Consider the following 19,918-nt stretch of genomic DNA (forward strand, 5'->3'; position numbering starts at 1 on the left):
TGATCTCTCCTTATGCTTCCTGCTTTTGTAGCTTACGAACATCGACAAAACGTCCGTGAATTGCAGCTGCTGCTGCCATCGCCGGTGATACAAGATGTGTGCGTGCACCTGCACCTTGACGTCCTTCAAAGTTACGGTTAGATGTAGAAGCACATCGTTCACCCGCTGGAATTACATCTTCATTCATCCCTAAGCAAGCAGAACAGCCTGATTCACGCCATTCAAAGCCAGCATCAAGGAATATTAGATGTAGACCCTCTTCTTCTGCCTGGCGTTTTGTCGACCAAGAACCAGGAACAACAATCCCTTTAACCCCCGGTGCAAGCTTTTCACCTTTTACAATTTCAGCAGCTGCACGTAAGTCGTTAATACGGGAGTTCGTACAAGATCCGATAAATACATGTTGAATTTCAATATCTGTAATTTTTTGGCCTTCTTGTAAATCCATATACTTCAGTGCTTTGTTTAAAGCGGATCTATCTGTTTCATTGTCATAATCAGCAGCAGTAGGGACTGTTTTTGAAACGCCGACACCCATCGCTGGATTTGTGCCCCATGTTACAATCGGCTCGATTTCCTGTGCGTCAATTTCAAGGACTACATCATATGTTGCATCTGCATCCGACGCAAGACTTAACCAGTATTTTGCCGCTTCCTCAAATTTATCTCCTTGAGGTACGTGACGTCGACCGCGTAAAAATTCAACCGTCGTTTCATCCGGTGAAATCAGGCCTGCTTTTGCTCCTGCTTCAATCGACATATTACAGATTGTCATGCGCTCTTCCATAGAGAGCTTGCGGATTGCTTCACCTGTATACTCCACGATATGCCCTGTACCAACACCGATTCCCCATTTTGCAATAATCGCTAAAATGATGTCTTTCGCTGTTACACCAACACCAAGTTCACCGTTCACACGGATTTCCATTGTTGGCGGCTTTAATTGCCATAATGTTTGTGTCGATAATACATGTTCTACTTCTGATGTACCGATTCCAAATGCGATTGCGCCGAATGCACCGTGTGTCGCTGTATGGGAATCACCGCAAACGATTGTTTTACCAGGTTGCGTCAGTCCTAATTCCGGTCCAATTACGTGAACGATCCCTTGATCTGGATGGCCGATATCAGCTAATTCGATACCGAATTCTTTTGCGTTTTCTGCAAGTGTCATAATTTGTTTTTTTGCGATCGGATCGTTAATCGTCGGCAGGTTTTTAGTCGGTACGTTATGATCCATAGTTGCGAACGAAAGATCAGTACGACGCACTTTTCGTCCTGCCAGGCGAAGTCCTTCGAATGCTTGAGGACTTGTAACTTCGTGTATTAAATGCAGGTCAATATAAAGTAAGTCCGGCTTTCCTTCTTCACGATGTACGACATGCTGTTCCCACACTTTTTCTATAATATTTTTCCCCATAGTTCTCACCGTTCCTTAACCATATATAGTGTTGATTCAAAACCAACTACTTTTCCTTTTATCTGAATTATTAGTTATATGAAATCATAATGCTGTCTGAGACGAAACTTGCATCGATTTCGTTTAGTACTTTTTCTGTCCATTCTTCTGTTGTTAATGTACGTGTATGTTCCTGGGCTAAATCGGCTGTGTAGTAGCCATCTTCGAATACGGCTGCAACAGCACGCTCGATTTCAGCTGCTTCTTCTTTTAAGCCAAATGAATATTGAAGCATCATTGCTACTGAAAGAATTGTTGCTGCCGGGTTTGCAACACCTTGGCCAGCAATTTCAGGTGCTGAACCATGTACAGGCTCATAAAGTCCAAAATTATCGCCGCGAATTGATGCAGAAGGTAATACACCTAATGAACCCGTAATTACAGAAGCTTCATCACTTAAAATGTCGCCGAATAAGTTTTCTGTAACGATGACATCATAATGACCCGGATTTGTAATCAGTTTCATTGCCACTGAGTCAACTAAGTTGTGTTCTGTTTCTACATCTGGGTACTGCTTTTTCTTCTCTTCTACAATTTCACGCCATAAACGGGATGTATCCAGTACATTTGCTTTATCTACTGAGCAAAGTTTTCCTCGGCGTAATCGTGCTAATTCGAATGCATTTTCGACAATACGTTCGATTTCTTCACGGGAATACACACATGTATCAATAGCACCTGCATCTGTTTTTTTACGTGGTTCTCCGAAGTATAGCCCTCCTGTTAATTCACGGACGATCATTAAGTCTACATTTTCCGCAACTTCACGCTTTAATGGAGAAGATGCAAGTAAACTTGGGAATGCTTTCACAGGACGTAAATTCGCAAATAAATCGAAGTGCTTGCGGATTTTCAGTAAACCTTTTTCCGGACGCAATGCTGGCGGGTTATTATCCCATTTTGGACCACCTACCGCGCCTAATAAAATGGCATCACTTGCTTCACACATCGCAATTGTTTCTTCCGGTAACGGGTTGTTGTACTGATCAATTGCAGCTCCACCGATTGCCGCGTAGTTTAAATGAAATGTATGCTTAAAACGTTTCCCGATTACTTGTAATACTTTTACTGCACTTGCAACAACCTCTGGACCAATGCCGTCACCTGGTAGTACTGTAATTATCTTTTCCATTTGTAAAACACCTTTCTTTCTACGTGAAGTAACTTGATGTAGAAGCGCCACCAATTAGGATGGCGCTAATGATAATATAAGAAGATTGCAATTAGTTCGTACAATCTGTTAAATCGTAATTGCCAGTTTTTCGCGTACTTGCTGTTGAATCAATTGCCGGTTCACTGCATTTAAATATGCTTTTGCGCTTGCTTCCAGCACATCCTGTGCAGAGTCGCGTCCTGTTGATGTGTAGCCATTATATTTTAAATTAATGACCGCTTCCCCAAGTGCATCACGACCTTTACCAACTGATTGTACTCGGTAGTCCAAAATATTAACTTTACCTCCAACAAGCTGCTCAAGTGTATTAAAAATAGCTTCGACTGAACCCGATCCTGTTGAAGCAAGTGTTTTCAACTCCCCTTCAGGAGTAATGACTGATGCAGTGGCAGTTGGAATATTTTCTGTACCGTACTGAACTTGGACTGATTTAAGTTCAAATAATGGAACATCTTCTATTGAAACTTGCTGCTCAGTTAAGATTGTTGTTAAATCTTCTTCTGTCACTTCTTTTTTGCGATCGGCCAATTTTTTAAACTCAGCGAAAGCTTTGTTCAGCTTTTCATCCGATAACTGGAATCCCATTGTTTCCGCACGATCACGGAATGCTGCGCGGCCTGAATGTTTTCCTAAAACTAACGGGATATCATCTTCTCCGATAAGTGCTGGAGATATGATTTCATATGTCTCAGGATTTTTTAATACACCATCCTGGTGAATTCCTGATTCATGTGCAAATGCATTTTTACCGACAACTGCTTTGTTTGGTTGAATGACTACATTTGTTAAACGGCTTACCATCTGTGATGTACGTTTAATTTCTTTTAAATTCAGTCCTGTTTCAACACCATAGAAGTCTTTACGAATATGTAGGGCAACACCGATTTCTTCCAATGCGGCATTTCCTGCACGTTCGCCTAGTCCGTTAATCGTACATTCTACTTGGTCTGCACCGTTTTCGATCGCTGCCAAAGAGTTTGCAACTGCCATACCTAAATCGTCATGACAATGTGCCGAAAATTTAATCTTTTCTGCACCGATCACGTTTTCACGTAAATAACGGAATAAAGCGCCGTATTCTTCCGGTGATGCGTAACCAACTGTATCCGGAATATTGATCGTTGTTGCACCAGCTTTAATAACTTCCCGGCAAATTCGAACTAAAAATTCTTTATCTGAACGGAACCCGTCTTCAGCAGAAAATTCTACAAGTGAGAATTTTTCCTTTGCATACTTTACAGCTGTTACGGCTTGCTCGATTACTTCATCCGGATTTTTCTTTAGCTTATATTCCATATGAATCGGGCTTGTTGCAATAAATGTATGGACATGTGGCTGTTCAGCATGGCGAATTGCTTCCCACACGGCATCAATATCGCTTTTAACAGCACGTGCTAAACCTGTGACGATTGAATTTTTCACTGTTTTCGCGATTAATGATACCGCCTCAAAGTCACCTGGAGATGAGGCAGGAAATCCCGCCTCAATAATTGTGACACCTAAACGCTCTAGTTGTTTTGCGATTTCTACTTTCTCTGCAGTATTTAAGTTAATACCGGCCGATTGTTCTCCGTCGCGCAATGTTGTATCAAAAATGTCAATTTTTCTCATATTATTTCACTGTTACCTTTTGTTTTCCTTGGTTGATGAATGGCATCATAGCACGTAATTTTTCGCCAACTTCTTCAATTTGGTGGTTTGCACCAGCTTCTTTGAATTTTGTGTATTCAGGGCGGCCGTTTTCGTTTTCAGCGATCCAGCGCTTCGCAAATGTACCGTCTTGGATATCAGTTAATACGTCTTTCATACGCGCTTTTACTGATGCGTCGATAATACGGGGACCTGAAACATAGTCGCCCCACTCTGCTGTATCTGAAATTGAATAGCGCATTGTCGCCATACCGCCTTCAAACATTAAGTCAACGATTAATTTAAGTTCGTGTAATGTTTCAAAGTAAGCTAATTCTGGTTGATAACCTGCTTCAACTAATGTCTCGAAACCTGCTTTAACAAGTTCAGTTGTACCGCCGCAAAGTACTGCTTGCTCACCGAATAGGTCAGTTACTGTTTCTTCAGCAAAAGTAGTTTCAAGTAATCCGCCACGTGCTGAACCGATACCTTTACCGTATGCTAGAGCTAAATCACGAGCTTGACCTGTCGCATCTTGGTGGATTGCGAATAAGCCTGGTACGCCAGCTCCTTCAGTGAATTGACGACGTACTAAGTGACCTGGGCCTTTTGGGGCTACTAGGAATACGTCAACATCTGCTGGTGGTTGAATTTGCTCGAAGTGTACGTTGAAACCGTGTGCGAACATTAACGCTTTACCAGGTGTTAAATGTGGTGCGATTTCTGCTTCATATACTGCTTTTTGACGCTCATCCGGAAGTAGGATTTGAATTACATCTGCTTCTGCAGCCGCTTCTGCTACAGATTTTACTTCTACGCCATCTTCTTTTGCTGCATCGTATGATTTACCTGGACGGATACCAACTACTACATCAAAACCTGATTCTTTTAAGTTAAGCGCATGAGCATGGCCTTGTGAACCATAACCGATGATCGCGATTTTCTTCCCTTGTAATACTTGCTCGTTAATTTCGTTTTCATAATACATTTTTGACATTTTCATTTCCTCCAATTAAGTGAATGTTTTTTTATTTTTGAAATACGGGCTTCAGATGACATCTTCCACCCTGTTTGTAAATCCAATGTTGTATAGCTTCTCAGTAATACTTTTAATGCTTATTTTAAAATCGATAATTGTGGGCTCTCGATTTTTTGTGCTTCACGGATGGCTGCTGTTGCACCAGTACGTGTTAACTCTTTAATGCCATATGGACGAAGTAACTCGATAAAAGCATCGATTTTTTCCGGATGGCCAACTACTTCATATGTCACAACATTTTTTGAAGTATCGACAACCTGCGGACGGAATGGTTCAACGATTGCATTCATCTCCAGGCGCAAGTTGGGTGGTGAAACTACTTTTATAAGAGCCAACTCACGAAGGACGATCGCTTTTTCTGTAATATCGTTTACTTTTAATACATCGATTTGCTTCGAAAGCTGCTTGATTAACTGTTCGATTTTATTTTCATCTTCAACATGGACGATGAACGTCATTTTCGAAAAATTCGGCTGTTCCGTATGACCTACTGTAATCGATTCAATATTGAATTGACGTTTCATTAATAAGCCAGTCACTCGGTTCAATACGCCGCTTTGGTTAATTACTGTTACTGTCAGCACTCGTTTCATGGCTTTTTCACTCCAATCATTTCATGTAATCCTTTACCAGGCGCAACCATCGGGAATACGCTAACAAGTTGCTTCACTCGACAATCAATGACAACCGGCTCATCAGAATTGATCGCTTCGTCAAAGATTGCTTCCGCTTCTGATAAATTGTCAATGCGGTAGCCTTTAATGCCATATGCATCGGCAAGTTTAACGAAGTCCGGCTGGATTGGCATTAAGCTTTGTGAATAACGCTCCTCATAGAATGTTTCCTGCCATTGACGTACCATTCCTAAACAACTGTTGTTAAGGATTACTACTTTTACTGGTAAGTTAAATTCCTTTAGTAATGCAAGTTCCTGATTTGTCATTTGGAAACCGGCATCTCCAACAATTGAGATAACCTTTTTCTCAGGCTTCGCAAACTGTGCACCGATTGCTGCCGGGAAACCGAAGCCCATCGTTCCTAAACCGCCTGATGTTACCCAGTTATGCGGATTATTTAGTTGATAATATTGGGCTGCCCACATTTGATGCTGTCCAACATCTGTTGTGATAATCGCTTCTCCATCTGTCAGCTTATGAATGATTTCAACTGCTTGCTGCGGTAAAATTTCTTCTCCCGCTTCTTCATACCAAAGCGGATATTTATCACGGCTATCATTTAAGTAATGAGTCCATTCCGTCGTATCTGGTCCTGGGAAATCTTTTTTCAACAGGGCATATAACGCTTCTTTCGCATCTGCAACAATCGGAATATCAGTCGGTACATTTTTACCGATTTCTGCCGGATCGATATCGATATGGATAATCGTAGCGTTCGGTGCAAATGTTGCTAAATTACCTGTTAAACGGTCATCAAAACGTGCACCGATATTAATTAATAGATCGCATTTTGTAATGGCATCATTGGCAGTTGCATAACCGTGCATCCCGGCCATTCCGTAGAATTGTTTATGCTGTCCGTGAATGCTTCCTAAACCAAGTAATGTATTAACAACCGGTAAATTATATTTTTCAATAAATTCTGTCAATTGTTCGCGTGCGTCGGCGAATAATACACCTGCACCTGCCAGTACTAAAGGTTTTTTAGCTAAACTTAATGCTTGAATCGCCTTTTGAATCTGCAGGTAATTCGGTTTCGTTGTCGGCTGGTAACCCGGTAAATAAATATCATCCGGAGCTTTAATTTCATCCAGGAATACTGTTTGAGAGATATTTTTCGGGAAGTCAATGACAACCGGTCCTTTACGTCCTGTATTGGCAATATGGAATGCCTCTTTAACAATACGAGGAATATCTGCTACGTCCTGCACTTGATAGTTATGTTTTGTAATTGGTGTTGTGATGCCCATAATATCAGCTTCCTGGAATGCATCTGTACCGATTACCGATGTAGCTACTTGCCCTGTAAAAATTACTAACGGGATCGAGTCAATCATCGCATCGGCAATACCGGTTACAAGGTTTGTCGCTCCAGGTCCAGATGTCGCAATTACTACACCCGGTTTATTCATAACACGTGCGTAACCTTCTGCCGCATGGATAGCACCTTGTTCGTGGCGTGTCAAAATGTGACGGATCGGATTGCGGTATAGAGCATCATAAATTTGTAAAACTGCCCCACCCGGGTAACCAAAAATAATATCCACATCTTGTTCATGCAGTGCCTGCACTAAAATATCCGCACCGTCTCTCGGTTTTGTTACTTGCTGTTGTTCTTCGGGCTTTTCGATTTCTTGATTTACTGAAACGTTTGCACTCATAGTAATTTCTCCTTCCTTTTTTAAAACTTTATATGTGAAGTCATTTTTATAAATTTATAAAAAGAAAAAGCCTCTTTCTCCGCACGCAAAAGAAAACCTCTTACGTAGGGATGAAAAAGACTTTTCATGGTACCACCCTCATTTATAACATCGATGAACATGCGCTTCTAAAAGAAACAGTGTTCACCTAGTTACCTCGTGAACCGCCTTAGCCTCTTTATTTCAAAGTTCCTACTGGAAATTTGCGCAACTGAACAAAGAGAACGGTTCATTAATAACGAGCAATTCGAATATGCCCGGAGCTATCTAATGACAAATGCGTTTAATAGCCCACTCCGAGGGGATGTCGGATATAGTTGTACCGCCGGCTTCCACCAATACCGGCTCTCTGGTAAATACAAGACTCTATATCCTTTAACCTCATCAACGTTTTAAAGTATTCAGATTATATTTTCATTACGCCGCCTTGGGAAGCATTTGTTACTAACGCTGAGTAACGTGCCAACCAGCCGCGCTTAATTTTTGGTTCAAATGGTTTTAAGTTTTGACGACGCTTTTCAAGAAGTTCGTCGGAAACCTGTAAATTAATTGTTCTGCTTGGCAAATCAATTATAATTGTATCGCCATTTTCGACTAATGCGATTGGACCGCCTTCAGCAGCTTCCGGAGAAATATGGCCGATTGAAATACCGCGAGATGCACCTGAAAAACGGCCATCTGTAATGAGTGCGACTTTCGTTCCTAACCCACGTCCTTGAATTGCAGAAGTTGGTGCCAGCATTTCCGGCATACCTGGCCCGCCTTTTGGACCTTCATAGCGAATGACAACTACATGTCCTTCACGTACTATGCCGTCATCGATTGCCTGCTGTGCTTCTTCCTGTGATTCGAATACGATCGCTTCGCCTGTAAAGGTTTTAATAGAAGGATCAACCGCACCGACCTTAATTACCGAGCCTTCAGGGGCAATATTTCCGAACAATACGGAAAGTCCGCCTACAGCACTATATGGATTATCTTTTGTGCGAATGACACGATCATTCGTAATTTCATAGTCTTTCACAAGCTCTCTCATGGAAACACCTGCGATTGTTGGTCTGTCAGGGTGAATTGCCCCTGGAATTTTTGTTAATTCATTAATAATCGCCTGAACACCGCCCGCTTTTGCAATGTCATCCATCGAAATATCCGATGCCGGCATTATTTTTGCAATGTACGGAACACGTTCTGCTACTTTATTAATGTCTTCAATGTTGTAGTCAATTTCTGCTTCATTGGCAATCGCCAATGTATGAAGTACTGTATTTGTAGAACCGCCCATTGCCATATCAAGAGCAAAAGCATCATCAATCGCTTCTTTTGTAACAATGTCACGTGGTTTTACATCTTCTTTAATCATGCGTACTAAATGCTTCGCTGCTTCGTAAATTAATTCTTTACGTTTTTCGCTTGTTGCAACAATTGTACCGTTGCCCGGTAATGCTAAACCTAACATTTCCATTAAGCAGTTCATTGAGTTAGCTGTGAACATTCCTGAACAAGAGCCGCATGTTGGACACGCATTGTTTTCAATATCAAGCAGCTCTTCAGCAGTCATCGTACCTGCTTTATGTGCACCGACTCCTTCAAAAACACTCGTTAACGATAATGTTTTCCCTGAAGAAGAAGTACCTGCTTCCATTGGTCCTCCAGATACGAATACAGAAGGAACATTTGTACGAACAGCTGCCATTAACATACCTGGTGTAATTTTGTCACAGTTTGGTATGTAGAATACTCCGTCAAACCAGTGTGCATTAATAACCGTTTCAGCTGAATCGGCTATGATTTCACGTGATGGCAAAGAGTAGCGCATCCCGATATGCCCCATTGCAATTCCGTCATCGACTCCAATAGTATTGAACTCGAATGGAATTCCGCCTGCTTCAATAATGGCCTCTTTTACTACGTCCGCAAATTCTCGTAAATGGACATGGCCTGGAATAATATCAATATAAGAATTACATACACCGATAAATGGCTTCTCTAAATCTCTTGCCTTTACTTTACCTGTAGCATATAAAAGACTACGGTGTGGAGCTCGGTCAACTCCCATTTTGATCATATCACTTCTCATTTTTAAACGCCCCTCAACGTAATGCTTTTACTCTAGTTGTTTTTATATGTTCGATTTTCAATTTAAATTTCAAATATTCGAAATTTTATAATTAGAAAGTATCGAAAGTTTTACACCTTGTAAGCTCACATCAAAATGTCGCTTGAGTGATGTGGTGTACTAAATTGTTGTTATCATAGTACGAAACGAACTAGAACGTCAACACTATTTTTTGAATTTTTTATACAATTCAGAAAGTACAGATTTATTGCAATCGCTTTCATCCTCATTGGTGTTACCTTTTAACTCTTTCGTCACAGTTTTTACAAAAATTGAATTTTTAAAATTTTTTGTACATATTAATTGAGCCTCGTCTTTTTTCGCCACAAAAAAGAACCTAGCGCAATATTAGGCTAGATTCTATAAGTATCGTAATCTATTAGAGTAATAATAATTCAATAGCAAAGTTCAATACGATTAAACTGTGGATTCCTGCAAAAATTAATCCTTGTCGATCCAGTTTCTTCTTTAATGCCATATCCATATTAATCACCCCATTTTTTTAATATCCTAACTATACAACATCCGGCATAATAAATCAAAATATTTTGAATATTTAGAGTTATAATATCGATCACATTTTTTCTTTAGCCATGGCATAATAAGCTTACAATTGAAAAGGAGTGAATTAAAGATGAAAAAAGCATTGATTGTCATTGATTATACGTATGATTTTGTAGCGGATGATGGTAAATTAACTTGCGGTAAGCCGGGACAGACAATAGAAAACAATATTAGTACTCTAATAGAGCAATTTATTCAACAAAATGATGTCGTCGTTTTCGCCAATGATTTACATGATGAAAACGATCCGTATCATCCTGAATCTAAATTGTTTCCGCCGCATAATATTGCAGGAACAAAAGGCCGGGAACTGTATGGTTCGGTAAAAGATCTATATGAAACATACAAAGATTGTGTTATTTCATTTGATAAAACGCGTTATAGTGCCTTTGCAGGAACAAATTTAGATATTTTGCTAAGGGAACGCGGCGTGGAAGAAGTTGTACTGGTCGGTGTATGCACTGATATTTGCATTTTGCACACAGCGGTAGACAGTTATAATTTAGGCTATAAAATCACAATTCCTGAACATGCCGTAGCAAGTTTTAATGAAATCGGTCATAAATGGGCGCTTGACCATTTCAAATCTTGTTTAGGTGCTTCCATTATTTAATTAAAAAGTAACATTATTTTATTATTCTCTATAAAATGATTTTACTACCATAATTTTCGGAACTGCATAAAAACTTCCAGCTAAAAAAATGTTTAAGCTTTTGCATGATAGGAAATAAATAACTAGATGCAATTATAATTCATAATCTTAAACAAAGGAGTTGGAAAGAATGATGAGTTTCATTTGGTTTTTAATTATCGGTGGTATTTTAGGTTGGTTAGCAGGAGTAATTTTAGGTAAGGATGTACCAGGAGGCATTATCGGTAATATTATTGCAGGTATTGTCGGTTCATGGATCGGTAGCATGATTTTAGGTAACTGGGGCTGGAAAGTATCAGACTTCTATGTATTCCCTGCATTAATCGGTGCCATCGTCTTAATCTTTATTGTAAGCTTTATCCTACGCTCAATGCGTAAAGCAACAAATTAAATATTTCTGCATCTAGAATAATTTCCAAAAGTGTGACTTGACGTCACACTTTTTTTATTTGTTTTCATCAAGCGCAATTTGTTTCAACTGATTCCCGTAATCACGGTACTGTTTATAGTAGAATAAGATATTTTCTACGTATTCATCACTATGATTATATTGAAATATCGCTTTTTTCAATTGCCCATCATTTACACCGGCGATTGATAAAAATTTAGCTGCACTGAACACGGCATCTTCAATATCAAAAGGATCAGCTATACCGTCACCGTTTGCATCAACCCCATATCCGCCATATTTTTTAATAACGGCAGGATTCGTTTTATCATGTTCCGGAATTTCCCCCTGCCCTAAGTCTTTGCATGATGGGTGTTGCCAGCCTACAAATGTACAAGGCATAAACTGTAGATGGCCTTCTGCGCCAACCGGTGATATAAGTGTAGACATTGTGGAAAACCGGGTTTCTACGCGATGATGTGCGGCAAGAAGCGTCCATGGAACACCGTATTTTTGTTCTGCTGCAACATATACAGGGATATATTCGATTGGAATTTCCAAATCAAACTGTTCCTGGATTTGCTGATACACCGTTTTTTCCGTAAAAGGCCAACCACGAATTTGCTGCCAACTAAAATAAGCCACAATATAAATTGTTAAAGTGATGGGGATAAGCAGAATAATTGTTAATATTTTTGTTTTCGGGGAGAGAATAGGTTTCTTTTTCTTACTTTTAGCCATAAATGCCACCAATCTATTATACATAATGAATTCATTATCTCTCATTCTACTAAAAAAGCAGGTAATTTTCACTGTTGAAAATTAAAGTGGCAATCGCTAGAATTAGAAATTGTGTAATATTATTAGAGGAGTTGCTATATTATGTGGAAAGATTTTAAAGAATTTGCGATGAAGGGCAATGTTATCGATTTAGCTGTTGCAGTTGTTATTGGTGCAGCATTCGGTAAAATTGTCACATCATTAGTTGAAAATATTATTATGCCGCTTGTCGGGATGCTTACAGGCGGAATCGATCTGACAAACGAATGGAAGTTTGGATCAGGCGAAGCACAAATAGCGTTAGGTGTGTTCGTTCAATCGATTATCGATTTCATTATTATCGCATTTGCTATTTTCATGGCATTACGATTACTGACTAAATTAAACCGTAAAAAAGAAGCGGAAGTTGTGGAAGAATCGACACCGGAACTCGATACAAAAGAAGAACTGTTAAAAGAAATCCGTGACTTATTAAAAAATGAACAAGGCAAATAATAATTTTTATCCTGGAGTACGAAGCGAACGTATTCCAGGATTTTTTGTTTTTTAATTCAATTATTCCCCTATTCTACTTAATACTCGTTTCTCCTATTGTTCCTTTCATCTGTTCATGATAAATTGATGTAATACTCGATTCATTCGAAATGTTTAGTAAATTCATGTAAGGAAGTGTAATCCATGTCACAACGTTCAATTGAAACAAAATTAGTACAGCTCGGAAATTTAAGTGATGCCAAAACAGGTGCGATCAATCCACCGATCTATATGTCGACAGCTTATCAGCATACGGGTATTGGTGAATCGACAGGCTATGATTATACACGAACTAAAAATCCTACTCGTACAATCCTTGAACAAGGAATCGCAGATCTGGAAAACGGTGATGCGGGATTTGCATGCAGCTCAGGAATGGCGGCAGTACAGCTTGTCATGTCATTATTTAAACCGAACGATGAATTAATCGTTCCGGAAGATTTATATGGCGGAACATATCGTCTATTCAAAACATTTGCGGAAAACTACAATATTAAACCGGTATATAACCCATTTACTAACATTGAAGAGGTTGAAAGTTTAATCAATGATAATACGAAAGCATTGTTTATCGAAACTCCGACAAACCCGTTAATGCAGGAAATCGATCTTGTGGCATATGCGGCACTAGCAGAAAAACATAACTTATTGCTAATCGTCGACAATACATTTTACACTCCGTATTTTCAGCGTCCCCTTGAATTAGGTGCACATATTGTTTTACATAGTGCAACGAAATATATTGGTGGACATAATGATGTATTGGCAGGTCTAGTCGTAGCAAAAGGTGTTGAACTATGTGAAAAGTTAGCATTTTACCATAATGGGATTGGTATGGTGCTTTCACCGATGGATTCATGGCTGCTGATTCGCGGACTGAAAACATTGCATTTACGTTTAAAACAGCATGATGCGAATGCAAAAAAAGTTGCGGAATACTTAGCGAATGAACCTCTTGTGACAGATGTACTGTATACAGGAAAAGGCGGTATGCTTTCCTTCCGCGTCAAAGATCGATCAATGGTCAACCCGTTTTTAAAAGGAATCAAGCTGATAACTTTTGCCGAAAGTCTTGGAGGCGTGGAGAGTTTTATTACTTACCCTGCTACGCAAACGCATGCCGATATGCCATATGAGGAACGTGTTGCACGAGGTGTATGTGACCGGTTACTTCGTTTCTCAGTAGGTATTGAAGAAGCAGATGATTTAATCGCAGACTTACAGCAAGTTTTCGATTCGTTACGAGGTGAATTTGCATGACAAACCGCATTGAAACATCATTAATACACGGGGCCATCCGTGAAGGCTATTCCGATAAAAAAGGCGCTGTCAACGTACCGATGTATTTATCATCGACTTTCCATCAGGAATCGATTGATGAATTTGGTGAATATGATTATGCGCGTTCAGGAAACCCGACACGTGCCGCATTGGAAAAGGCCATTGCCGAACTTGAAGGCGGTAATCGAGGGTTTGCATTTGCTACAGGTATGGCTGCTGTCTCTGCCTGCTTTATGATTTTATCTGCAGGCGACCATATTGTTATTACAGAAGACGTTTACGGTGGTACGTACCGTTTCGTTACAAAAGTATTGCCACGTTACGGTATTACGCATACATTTGTCGACTTCACTGACACGGAAGCAGTAAAAGCAGCAGTACGACCGGAAACGAAATTAATTTATATGGAAACACCTTCGAATCCTACATTAGGTATTACCGATATCCGTGCTGTGGTAGAAATCGCGAAACAACATGGTGCGCTAACGTTTTTAGATAATACGTTTATGACACCGTTGCATCAAAAGCCGCTGGAGTTAGGTGTAGACGTTGTCATTCATTCTGCAACAAAGTTTTTATCGGGGCATTCCGATATAGTAGCTGGGCTTGTTATAACGAAAGATGAAGCGCTCGGTAATGAAATTTATTTCGTGCAAAATTCATTCGGTTCTGTACTTGGTGTACAGGATTGCTTCACGCTCATTCAAAATATGAAAACGACTGCCGTACGTTTTAATGAAGAATCACGTGTTGCAATGCGGATTGCTCAATTTTTACATGCACATCCATTAGTGGAAAAAGTATATTACCCTGGGCTCCCCACTCACCCAGGTTTTGAAATTCATGCGGCACAGGCAACTTCAGCGGGAGCGGTATTATCGTTTAGTTTACCGAACTATGACATTGCTAAAGCTTTTGTTGAAGCGATGAAAATCCCGGTATTTGCGGTTAGTCTTGGTGGTGTTGAATCGATCTTATCGTACCCAGCCAAAATGAGTCATGCGGCAATGGAACCGGAAGAACGCTCAAAACGCGGAATAACAGACGGTCTGCTGCGATTTTCAGTCGGTTTGGAAAATGAAGATGATCTAATTGAAGACTTTACTCAAGCATTGGAAATCGCAAATAAAATCAAGTAAATTACTGGTCGGTAAAATCTCTTAAAGTAGATTTTATCGGCCTTTTATAATGTCGCTTATTCGTTAATTACCGATAATAAATTGATTTCAAAGCCGCCGTCACAAGACGTAAAGTTATAATCTGTTAATGAACCGGCTACTTCCTCCGTCAATTTATCACATTGATAGTTTTCAATATTTTTACTTCCCCATTCGTCTTCCCTGTTATCAATTTCAATGTTAAAATGCTCGCCATTAAATTTTACAGCCCAATAAATTGGTGCACCCTCGATTGTATAGCGAGTTACTTTAAGTGTCTTTTGTTCCTTATCTTTAACATCCTTCAAAAACTGATGGAATAAATCCGAATTCTCAAGCTGTCCATGTTGATCAATCACTCGATCATTATCTATAGATTCGATTTGCGCCCGTTCCATTGTTTCGAAATGCTGCACGTTATCATTACAACCAGCTAAAAGGAGCAACAAACTAAATACAAGTATTTTTTTCATTCATCCTTCATCCCCTTTCTAAAGTTGACGTTAAAAAAGGAAAATAGTTACAGTAATATTTTATTTCGAATCCGAGATATTATTCTTGTCATTTTGTCAGTTGAGTAGTAAAGTGATAACTAAGAAAGGACGTGTACAGATGAAAAGTAATACATTAGGCTCTCTCATTTGGCTGCGAATGATGCGCTTTACCCATGAAAGTAATACCCTTTCGAATGAATTTTTAAAGCAATTTGATTTAACTACGGCGAAATTCGATGTCCTAATGCAAATCTCTTTATTTGAACCGATTCCCCAATCGGAGCTTGCACAAAAAGTGACAGTAACACAAGGTGGAATTTCCCGTATGCTGGCACGACTTGAGCAAGAACAACTGATTATTAGACAGCAAAACTGGAAAACAAAATATATTTCATTAACTGAAAAAGGTACTGAACTTTTAAACAATGCGTTTGACGCCCAACTCGCCTTCCAGACCTCTTTTTTCGATGAAACATTAACGAAGGAAGAGCAAAAAACCCTATATAAATTAATCTCTCGTGTCCAAAAAAATAGCGAAAAGCGCAGTAAATAATAATTGGAGGAATGAACAATGTATACAATTCCAGGACATCATCATATTTCGATGATTACGAAGAATGCACAGCAAAACAACAAATTTTACCGTGATATTTTAGGATTACGCCGTGTTAAAGTGACAGTTAATCAGGATGACACATCAATGTACCATCTCTTTTATGGTGATAAAACAGGCAGTCCGGGTACAGAGCTTTCATTTTTTGAGATTCCTTTAGTCGGGCGGACGCACCGAGGCACAAATGCCATTACAAAAATCGGTCTGATTGTACCAAGTGTTGACAGCCTGCACTATTGGGTAACTCGATTGGATGAATTAGGTGTAATAAATGATGGTATTACAACTTATGCGAACCGTCCTTCCCTCCTTTTTGAAGATGAGGAAGGTTTGCGTTTGGCACTTATAGCTGCACCCAATACAAAGGTGGAATATTGGGAAACGTATGAAAAATCCCCGATTCCGGTTGAACATCAAATCCAAGGAATGGGTACTGTTGAAATAACTGTGAAAAATAAAGGGAAACTGATTCGATCATTAACTGAAATTTTTGGCTATGAATTGAAAACACAGGATGAAACGACTGCCATTCTCCAATCAATCAATGGTGAAATGTTTGGGGAAATTTACATTATTGAACAGGATGGACCATCGGAAAAACCTGGTCGCGGCAGTATTCACCATTTAGCCATCCGAGTAGAAAATGATGAAGAATTGGCGTTTTGGGATGAACAAGTAAAAGCGCGAGGATTTATCTCATCCGGCATTGTTGACCGATTCTATTTTAAAAGCTTATATTTCCGTGAGTCGAACGGGATTTTAATTGAGATTGCGACAGATGGACCAGGCTTTTTACGCGACGGCGATGTGGAGTCGCTCGGGGAACAATTGGATTTACCGGATTTTTTAGAACCTCAGCGTGCGGAAATTACAGCAAAATTAAAGCCAATTTTATAAGGAGGCATTGAAATGGAACAATATCGAATCAATGAAAAAAACGGGATGGAATTTGGTCTTTATACATTAGGTGACCACATTCCGAATCCTTTAACTGGTTCACGTATTTCTGCACAGCAGCGAATTCAGGAAATTATCGAAGCAAGTCAATTAGCAGAACAAGCAGGAATCGAAGTATTTGCAGTCGGTGAAAGTCATCAGCAATATTTTACAACACAGGCGCATACAGTCGTACTTGGTGCGATCGCCCAGGCAACAAAAAGCATCAAACTGACAAGCTCTGCGACGGTATTAAGTGTGGCGGATCCAGTTCGTGTTTACGAGGATTTTGCGACAATCGATTTACTTTCAAATGGCCGTGCAGAAATTGTTGCAGGACGCGGCTCAAGGGTTGGCGCACATGAGCTGTTCGGGGTTAGTCTGCGTGACTACGAAGAAATTTTTGAGGAAAAGCTCGCTTTGCTTAAACAGTTAAATGATAATACGGTTGTTAACTATAACGGAAAATTCCGTCCTGCTTTAAAAGATGCACATATTTTACCTCAACCTTTAAATGGCTCGATTCCGATTTGGCGTGCTGTTGGCGGACCTCCCGGAAGTGCGATTAAAGCTGGCTATATGGGAATTCCAATGATGCTGACAACATTAGGCGGACCTTCAATTAACTTTAAAGCTTCTGTTGATGCATACCGTGAAGCCGCAGATCGCAACGGATTTGATGCTGCATCTTTACCGATTGCAACGACGAGTTTGTTTTATGTTGCGGAAACGGAAAAAGAAGCGGTTGACGGGATGCACCCGCATTTAAGCGGTGGTTTCCAGGCAATTCGCGGTCAAGGCTATCCGCGCTGGCAAGTGGAACAGGCACCTCAAGTGGAAGATGCACTCATGGTAGGTAGTCCGAACCAAATTATTGAAAAGATACTGTACCAATATGAATTGTTCGGCATGCAGCGTTTCATGGCCCAAATCGATTTTGGCGGTGTGCCGTTTGATAAAGTAATGAAAAATATTGAACTGATCGGTAACGAAATCATCCCTGCGATAAAAAAGTATACTGCGAAATAAAATGAAGCGGTTGACTCATAATCCAAAATATCCACTTTTCTCTCGGAGAAAAGTGGATATTTTTCACTATATATTAATTCGATTTTAAAAAGTCAGGATCCATGTAGGCCGGATTCGGGTATTTGTAGAAGCCTTCGCCTGTTGAAACACCCATTTTACCTTGATCGATCATTTCACATTTAATTTTTTCAGCTACTAATTTAGCTCCAGGATCGTGTTCTGCACGCATTAAGTTTAAGTTATATGGTGTTTCCATTCCTACAATATCATATATTGCAAATGGTCCGCGTGGCGAGCCAGTTGAAACCATCCAGTTTTTATCTATCGTTTGGGGATCTGCTATATCTTTCACCCAAAGTTCCATTGCAGCAGATAAAAACGGTACTAATAAAGAATTAAGAATGTAGCCTGGCTGCTCTTTTTTCAGTACAAACGGAATCATACCGATATTCCGTGCGAAATCTGCCACTTGTTCCACATACTGCCTATCTGTTCCGGGATGCCCCATTACTTCCGCAGTATTGTTTTGCCAAATTGAGTTCGCAAAATGCAGGGCCAGGAACTTTTCCGGACGGCCAGTAAACTCAGCAAATTGACTCGGTAATAATGTTGAGGAATTGGAAGCAAAGACTGTTTTTTCAGGTGCCACTTTCCCGAGCTTTTCATAAAAGTTCTGTTTGATCTCTATACGTTCCGGCACTGCTTCAATAACAAGATCTGCATCTTTTGTCGCCTCTCCTAAATCGGAGTAAAACTTAAGACTGTTAGATGCTTTTTCTGCACGGTCAACGTCTTGAAAATATTCGCCATATGTTGTTTTTAATGTTGCCATCCGCTGTTTTGCTTTAGTAATTGCGTCTTCATTAATATCATAAACGCTTACTTCAAATCCGAAAAATGCAGACTGGAAAGCGATTTGGCTTCCTAATACACCGCTGCCCGCAATTGTAACCTTTTTATAATTCATATGGACCTCTCCTTTGTAATAAGCTCAATTACTTTTAACCTGTTCCATTTAAAATGAACGAAATCCATTGAGAGTATTCCCATATTTACAGGAAATGAAAAGGATTACTTCATATATTGACAATTAGTCAGAGACATTCATTCAATAAAAAACCCGCGAAGGGAATGACTCCTTCGCGGGTTTCAAATTATACAGTTACTTTACTTTTAGGTGCAACACTTTCCCATACCTTTTCGATACGTTCTTTTGCTGCTTCTTCCACTATAAAGCCAGTGTCCGTTTTTGTTACTTGTGAATCAACGATATAAATTGGACTTGAAATTGTTGTCGCTCCTAAAATAGAAAGTACCGGCTTCAATGAATATTCCAATGCCAATAAATGTGCGATCGATCCGCCGATTGCAACTGGTACAACTGCTTTGTTTTCCAGGCCTTTTTGCGGCAGCAAATCAATAAATGTTTTTAAAATACCAGTATAGGATCCTTTATAAATCGGTGTGAGGAAAAATACGATATCAGCCTCCCCTACTTTGACAATTTCTTTTGCAATCGTTTCACTCGCATAGTTCGCAGTAATTAAATCTTCCGCAGGCAATTGATGAACCTGAATTGTTTCATGCGAAATACCATACTGCTCAAGCAATGATTCAATCGATTGCTGTACGCCTGTTAATCGGGATGTCACACTGTTTCCACCATTAATTAAAACTGCTTTTGTCATGATTCAAT

Annotated in this window: 19 protein-coding genes; 8 read left to right on the plus strand and 11 right to left on the minus strand. The window is 39.8% G+C overall.

Features of this window, described 5'->3' with window-relative positions:
* Positions 1 to 10: 10 nt before the first annotated feature.
* The 7 genes from leuC to ilvD all read right to left on the minus strand — a co-directional run bounded on the left by leuC (position 11) and on the right by ilvD (position 9,755).
* Positions 11 to 1,420, minus strand: coding sequence for a 3-isopropylmalate dehydratase large subunit (gene leuC, locus MHB58_RS10020; protein WP_008403672.1), 1,410 nt, complete (start codon positions 1,418 to 1,420; stop codon positions 11 to 13).
* 70 nt (positions 1,421 to 1,490) lie between these two features.
* The gene (gene leuB, locus MHB58_RS10025) at positions 1,491 to 2,591 is read right to left on the minus strand and encodes a 3-isopropylmalate dehydrogenase (protein WP_340735130.1); all 1,101 of its coding nucleotides are present in this window, start codon (positions 2,589 to 2,591) and stop codon (positions 1,491 to 1,493) included.
* Between the two features lie 108 nt (positions 2,592 to 2,699).
* Entirely contained in the window at positions 2,700 to 4,244 is a 1,545-nt protein-coding gene (locus MHB58_RS10030; RefSeq protein ID WP_340735131.1) for a 2-isopropylmalate synthase, read from the minus strand.
* 1 nt (position 4,245) lies between these two features.
* Complete coding sequence (gene ilvC / locus MHB58_RS10035) at positions 4,246 to 5,259, minus strand: ketol-acid reductoisomerase (protein WP_340735132.1); 1,014 nt, start codon at positions 5,257 to 5,259, stop codon at positions 4,246 to 4,248.
* Positions 5,260 to 5,378: 119 nt separating this feature from the next.
* The gene (gene ilvN / locus MHB58_RS10040; RefSeq protein ID WP_008403681.1) at positions 5,379 to 5,894 is read right to left on the minus strand and encodes an acetolactate synthase small subunit; all 516 of its coding nucleotides are present in this window, start codon (positions 5,892 to 5,894) and stop codon (positions 5,379 to 5,381) included.
* Positions 5,891 to 7,639, minus strand: coding sequence for a biosynthetic-type acetolactate synthase large subunit (gene ilvB, locus MHB58_RS10045; RefSeq protein WP_065215902.1), 1,749 nt, complete (start codon positions 7,637 to 7,639; stop codon positions 5,891 to 5,893). The genes ilvN and ilvB overlap by 4 nt, the downstream gene beginning before the upstream one ends.
* 445 nt (positions 7,640 to 8,084) lie before the next feature.
* Complete coding sequence (gene ilvD / locus MHB58_RS10050; protein ID WP_087616771.1) at positions 8,085 to 9,755, minus strand: dihydroxy-acid dehydratase; 1,671 nt, start codon at positions 9,753 to 9,755, stop codon at positions 8,085 to 8,087.
* 673 nt (positions 9,756 to 10,428) lie between these two features.
* Between ilvD and MHB58_RS10055 the strand changes: the two genes are divergently transcribed.
* Both MHB58_RS10055 and MHB58_RS10060 read left to right on the plus strand, forming a co-directional pair.
* Positions 10,429 to 10,971 carry a cysteine hydrolase family protein gene (locus MHB58_RS10055; protein ID WP_340735133.1) on the plus strand — a complete coding sequence of 181 codons (543 nt, stop codon included), beginning with the start codon at positions 10,429 to 10,431 and terminating at the stop codon, positions 10,969 to 10,971.
* A gap of 169 nt (positions 10,972 to 11,140) precedes the next feature.
* On the plus strand, positions 11,141 to 11,401 hold the full coding sequence (locus MHB58_RS10060; RefSeq protein WP_008403685.1) for a GlsB/YeaQ/YmgE family stress response membrane protein: 261 nt from the start codon (positions 11,141 to 11,143) through the stop codon (positions 11,399 to 11,401).
* Positions 11,402 to 11,455: 54 nt separating this feature from the next.
* On the opposite strand, the gene MHB58_RS10065 is transcribed toward MHB58_RS10060, so the two are convergent.
* Complete coding sequence (locus tag MHB58_RS10065) at positions 11,456 to 12,139, minus strand: lytic transglycosylase domain-containing protein (protein ID WP_087616775.1); 684 nt, start codon at positions 12,137 to 12,139, stop codon at positions 11,456 to 11,458.
* 141 nt (positions 12,140 to 12,280) lie between these two features.
* Here MHB58_RS10065 and mscL point away from each other — a divergent pair, with 141 nt between their 5' ends.
* From mscL to metC, 3 genes are all read left to right on the plus strand, one after another.
* Positions 12,281 to 12,673 (plus strand): large conductance mechanosensitive channel protein MscL, encoded by a 393-nt coding sequence (gene mscL / locus MHB58_RS10070; RefSeq protein ID WP_087616777.1) that lies wholly within the window; start codon positions 12,281 to 12,283, stop codon positions 12,671 to 12,673.
* A gap of 183 nt (positions 12,674 to 12,856) precedes the next feature.
* Positions 12,857 to 13,972: a methionine biosynthesis PLP-dependent protein gene (locus MHB58_RS10075; protein ID WP_340735134.1), complete on the plus strand. Its 1,116-nt coding sequence runs from the start codon at positions 12,857 to 12,859 to the stop codon at positions 13,970 to 13,972.
* Positions 13,969 to 15,132, plus strand: a complete 1,164-nt coding sequence (metC, locus tag MHB58_RS10080; protein WP_340735135.1) for a cystathionine beta-lyase — start codon at positions 13,969 to 13,971, stop codon at positions 15,130 to 15,132. Before MHB58_RS10075 ends, metC begins: the two co-directional genes overlap by 4 nt.
* Before the next feature lie 56 nt (positions 15,133 to 15,188).
* On the opposite strand, the gene MHB58_RS10085 is transcribed toward metC, so the two are convergent.
* Positions 15,189 to 15,623, minus strand: a complete 435-nt coding sequence (locus MHB58_RS10085) for a DUF4362 domain-containing protein (RefSeq protein ID WP_014823774.1) — start codon at positions 15,621 to 15,623, stop codon at positions 15,189 to 15,191.
* 139 nt (positions 15,624 to 15,762) lie between these two features.
* Between MHB58_RS10085 and MHB58_RS10090 the strand changes: the two genes are divergently transcribed.
* Genes MHB58_RS10090 through MHB58_RS10100 form a run of 3 tightly spaced genes read left to right on the plus strand, consistent with a single transcriptional unit; the run spans position 15,763 to position 18,222 of the window.
* Complete coding sequence (locus MHB58_RS10090) at positions 15,763 to 16,197, plus strand: MarR family winged helix-turn-helix transcriptional regulator (protein ID WP_008403691.1); 435 nt, start codon at positions 15,763 to 15,765, stop codon at positions 16,195 to 16,197.
* Between the two features lie 18 nt (positions 16,198 to 16,215).
* Entirely contained in the window at positions 16,216 to 17,154 is a 939-nt protein-coding gene (locus tag MHB58_RS10095; RefSeq protein WP_340735136.1) for a ring-cleaving dioxygenase, read from the plus strand.
* Positions 17,155 to 17,166: 12 nt separating this feature from the next.
* Positions 17,167 to 18,222 (plus strand): LLM class flavin-dependent oxidoreductase, encoded by a 1,056-nt coding sequence (locus tag MHB58_RS10100; RefSeq protein ID WP_014823772.1) that lies wholly within the window; start codon positions 17,167 to 17,169, stop codon positions 18,220 to 18,222.
* Between the two features lie 73 nt (positions 18,223 to 18,295).
* Here the strand turns inward: MHB58_RS10100 and MHB58_RS10105 are convergent, their stop codons facing one another.
* Positions 18,296 to 19,189 carry a 3-hydroxyacyl-CoA dehydrogenase gene (locus MHB58_RS10105; protein ID WP_340735137.1) on the minus strand — a complete coding sequence of 298 codons (894 nt, stop codon included), beginning with the start codon at positions 19,187 to 19,189 and terminating at the stop codon, positions 18,296 to 18,298.
* Between the two features lie 187 nt (positions 19,190 to 19,376).
* Positions 19,377 to 19,910, minus strand: coding sequence for an NADPH-dependent FMN reductase (gene ssuE / locus MHB58_RS10110; RefSeq protein WP_340735138.1), 534 nt, complete (start codon positions 19,908 to 19,910; stop codon positions 19,377 to 19,379).
* Between the last annotated feature and the right edge of the window lie 8 nt (positions 19,911 to 19,918).

It is taken from the genome of Solibacillus sp. FSL K6-1554, from assembly GCF_038005185.1.
Classification (GTDB): Bacteria; Bacillota; Bacilli; order Bacillales_A; family Planococcaceae; genus Solibacillus; species Solibacillus silvestris.

Excerpts from the sequence above, each read along its gene's own strand:
- leuC (WP_008403672.1), bottom strand. The coding sequence starts at position 1,420 with ATGGGGAAAAATATTATAGAAAAAGTGTGGGAACAGCATGTCGTACAT.
- leuB (WP_340735130.1), bottom strand. The coding sequence starts at position 2,591 with ATGGAAAAGATAATTACAGTACTACCAGGTGACGGCATTGGTCCAGAG.
- MHB58_RS10030 (WP_340735131.1), bottom strand. The coding sequence starts at position 4,244 with ATGAGAAAAATTGACATTTTTGATACAACATTGCGCGACGGAGAACAA.
- ilvC (WP_340735132.1), bottom strand. The coding sequence starts at position 5,259 with ATGTCAAAAATGTATTATGAAAACGAAATTAACGAGCAAGTATTACAA.
- ilvN (WP_008403681.1), bottom strand. The coding sequence starts at position 5,894 with ATGAAACGAGTGCTGACAGTAACAGTAATTAACCAAAGCGGCGTATTG.
- ilvB (WP_065215902.1), bottom strand. The coding sequence starts at position 7,639 with ATGAGTGCAAACGTTTCAGTAAATCAAGAAATCGAAAAGCCCGAAGAA.
- ilvD (WP_087616771.1), bottom strand. The coding sequence starts at position 9,755 with ATGAGAAGTGATATGATCAAAATGGGAGTTGACCGAGCTCCACACCGT.
- MHB58_RS10055 (WP_340735133.1), top strand. The coding sequence starts at position 10,429 with ATGAAAAAAGCATTGATTGTCATTGATTATACGTATGATTTTGTAGCG.
- MHB58_RS10060 (WP_008403685.1), top strand. The coding sequence starts at position 11,141 with ATGATGAGTTTCATTTGGTTTTTAATTATCGGTGGTATTTTAGGTTGG.
- MHB58_RS10065 (WP_087616775.1), bottom strand. The coding sequence starts at position 12,139 with ATGGCTAAAAGTAAGAAAAAGAAACCTATTCTCTCCCCGAAAACAAAA.
- mscL (WP_087616777.1), top strand. The coding sequence starts at position 12,281 with ATGTGGAAAGATTTTAAAGAATTTGCGATGAAGGGCAATGTTATCGAT.
- MHB58_RS10075 (WP_340735134.1), top strand. The coding sequence starts at position 12,857 with ATGTCACAACGTTCAATTGAAACAAAATTAGTACAGCTCGGAAATTTA.
- metC (WP_340735135.1), top strand. The coding sequence starts at position 13,969 with ATGACAAACCGCATTGAAACATCATTAATACACGGGGCCATCCGTGAA.
- MHB58_RS10085 (WP_014823774.1), bottom strand. The coding sequence starts at position 15,623 with ATGAAAAAAATACTTGTATTTAGTTTGTTGCTCCTTTTAGCTGGTTGT.
- MHB58_RS10090 (WP_008403691.1), top strand. The coding sequence starts at position 15,763 with ATGAAAAGTAATACATTAGGCTCTCTCATTTGGCTGCGAATGATGCGC.
- MHB58_RS10095 (WP_340735136.1), top strand. The coding sequence starts at position 16,216 with ATGTATACAATTCCAGGACATCATCATATTTCGATGATTACGAAGAAT.
- MHB58_RS10100 (WP_014823772.1), top strand. The coding sequence starts at position 17,167 with ATGGAACAATATCGAATCAATGAAAAAAACGGGATGGAATTTGGTCTT.
- MHB58_RS10105 (WP_340735137.1), bottom strand. The coding sequence starts at position 19,189 with ATGAATTATAAAAAGGTTACAATTGCGGGCAGCGGTGTATTAGGAAGC.
- ssuE (WP_340735138.1), bottom strand. The coding sequence starts at position 19,910 with ATGACAAAAGCAGTTTTAATTAATGGTGGAAACAGTGTGACATCCCGA.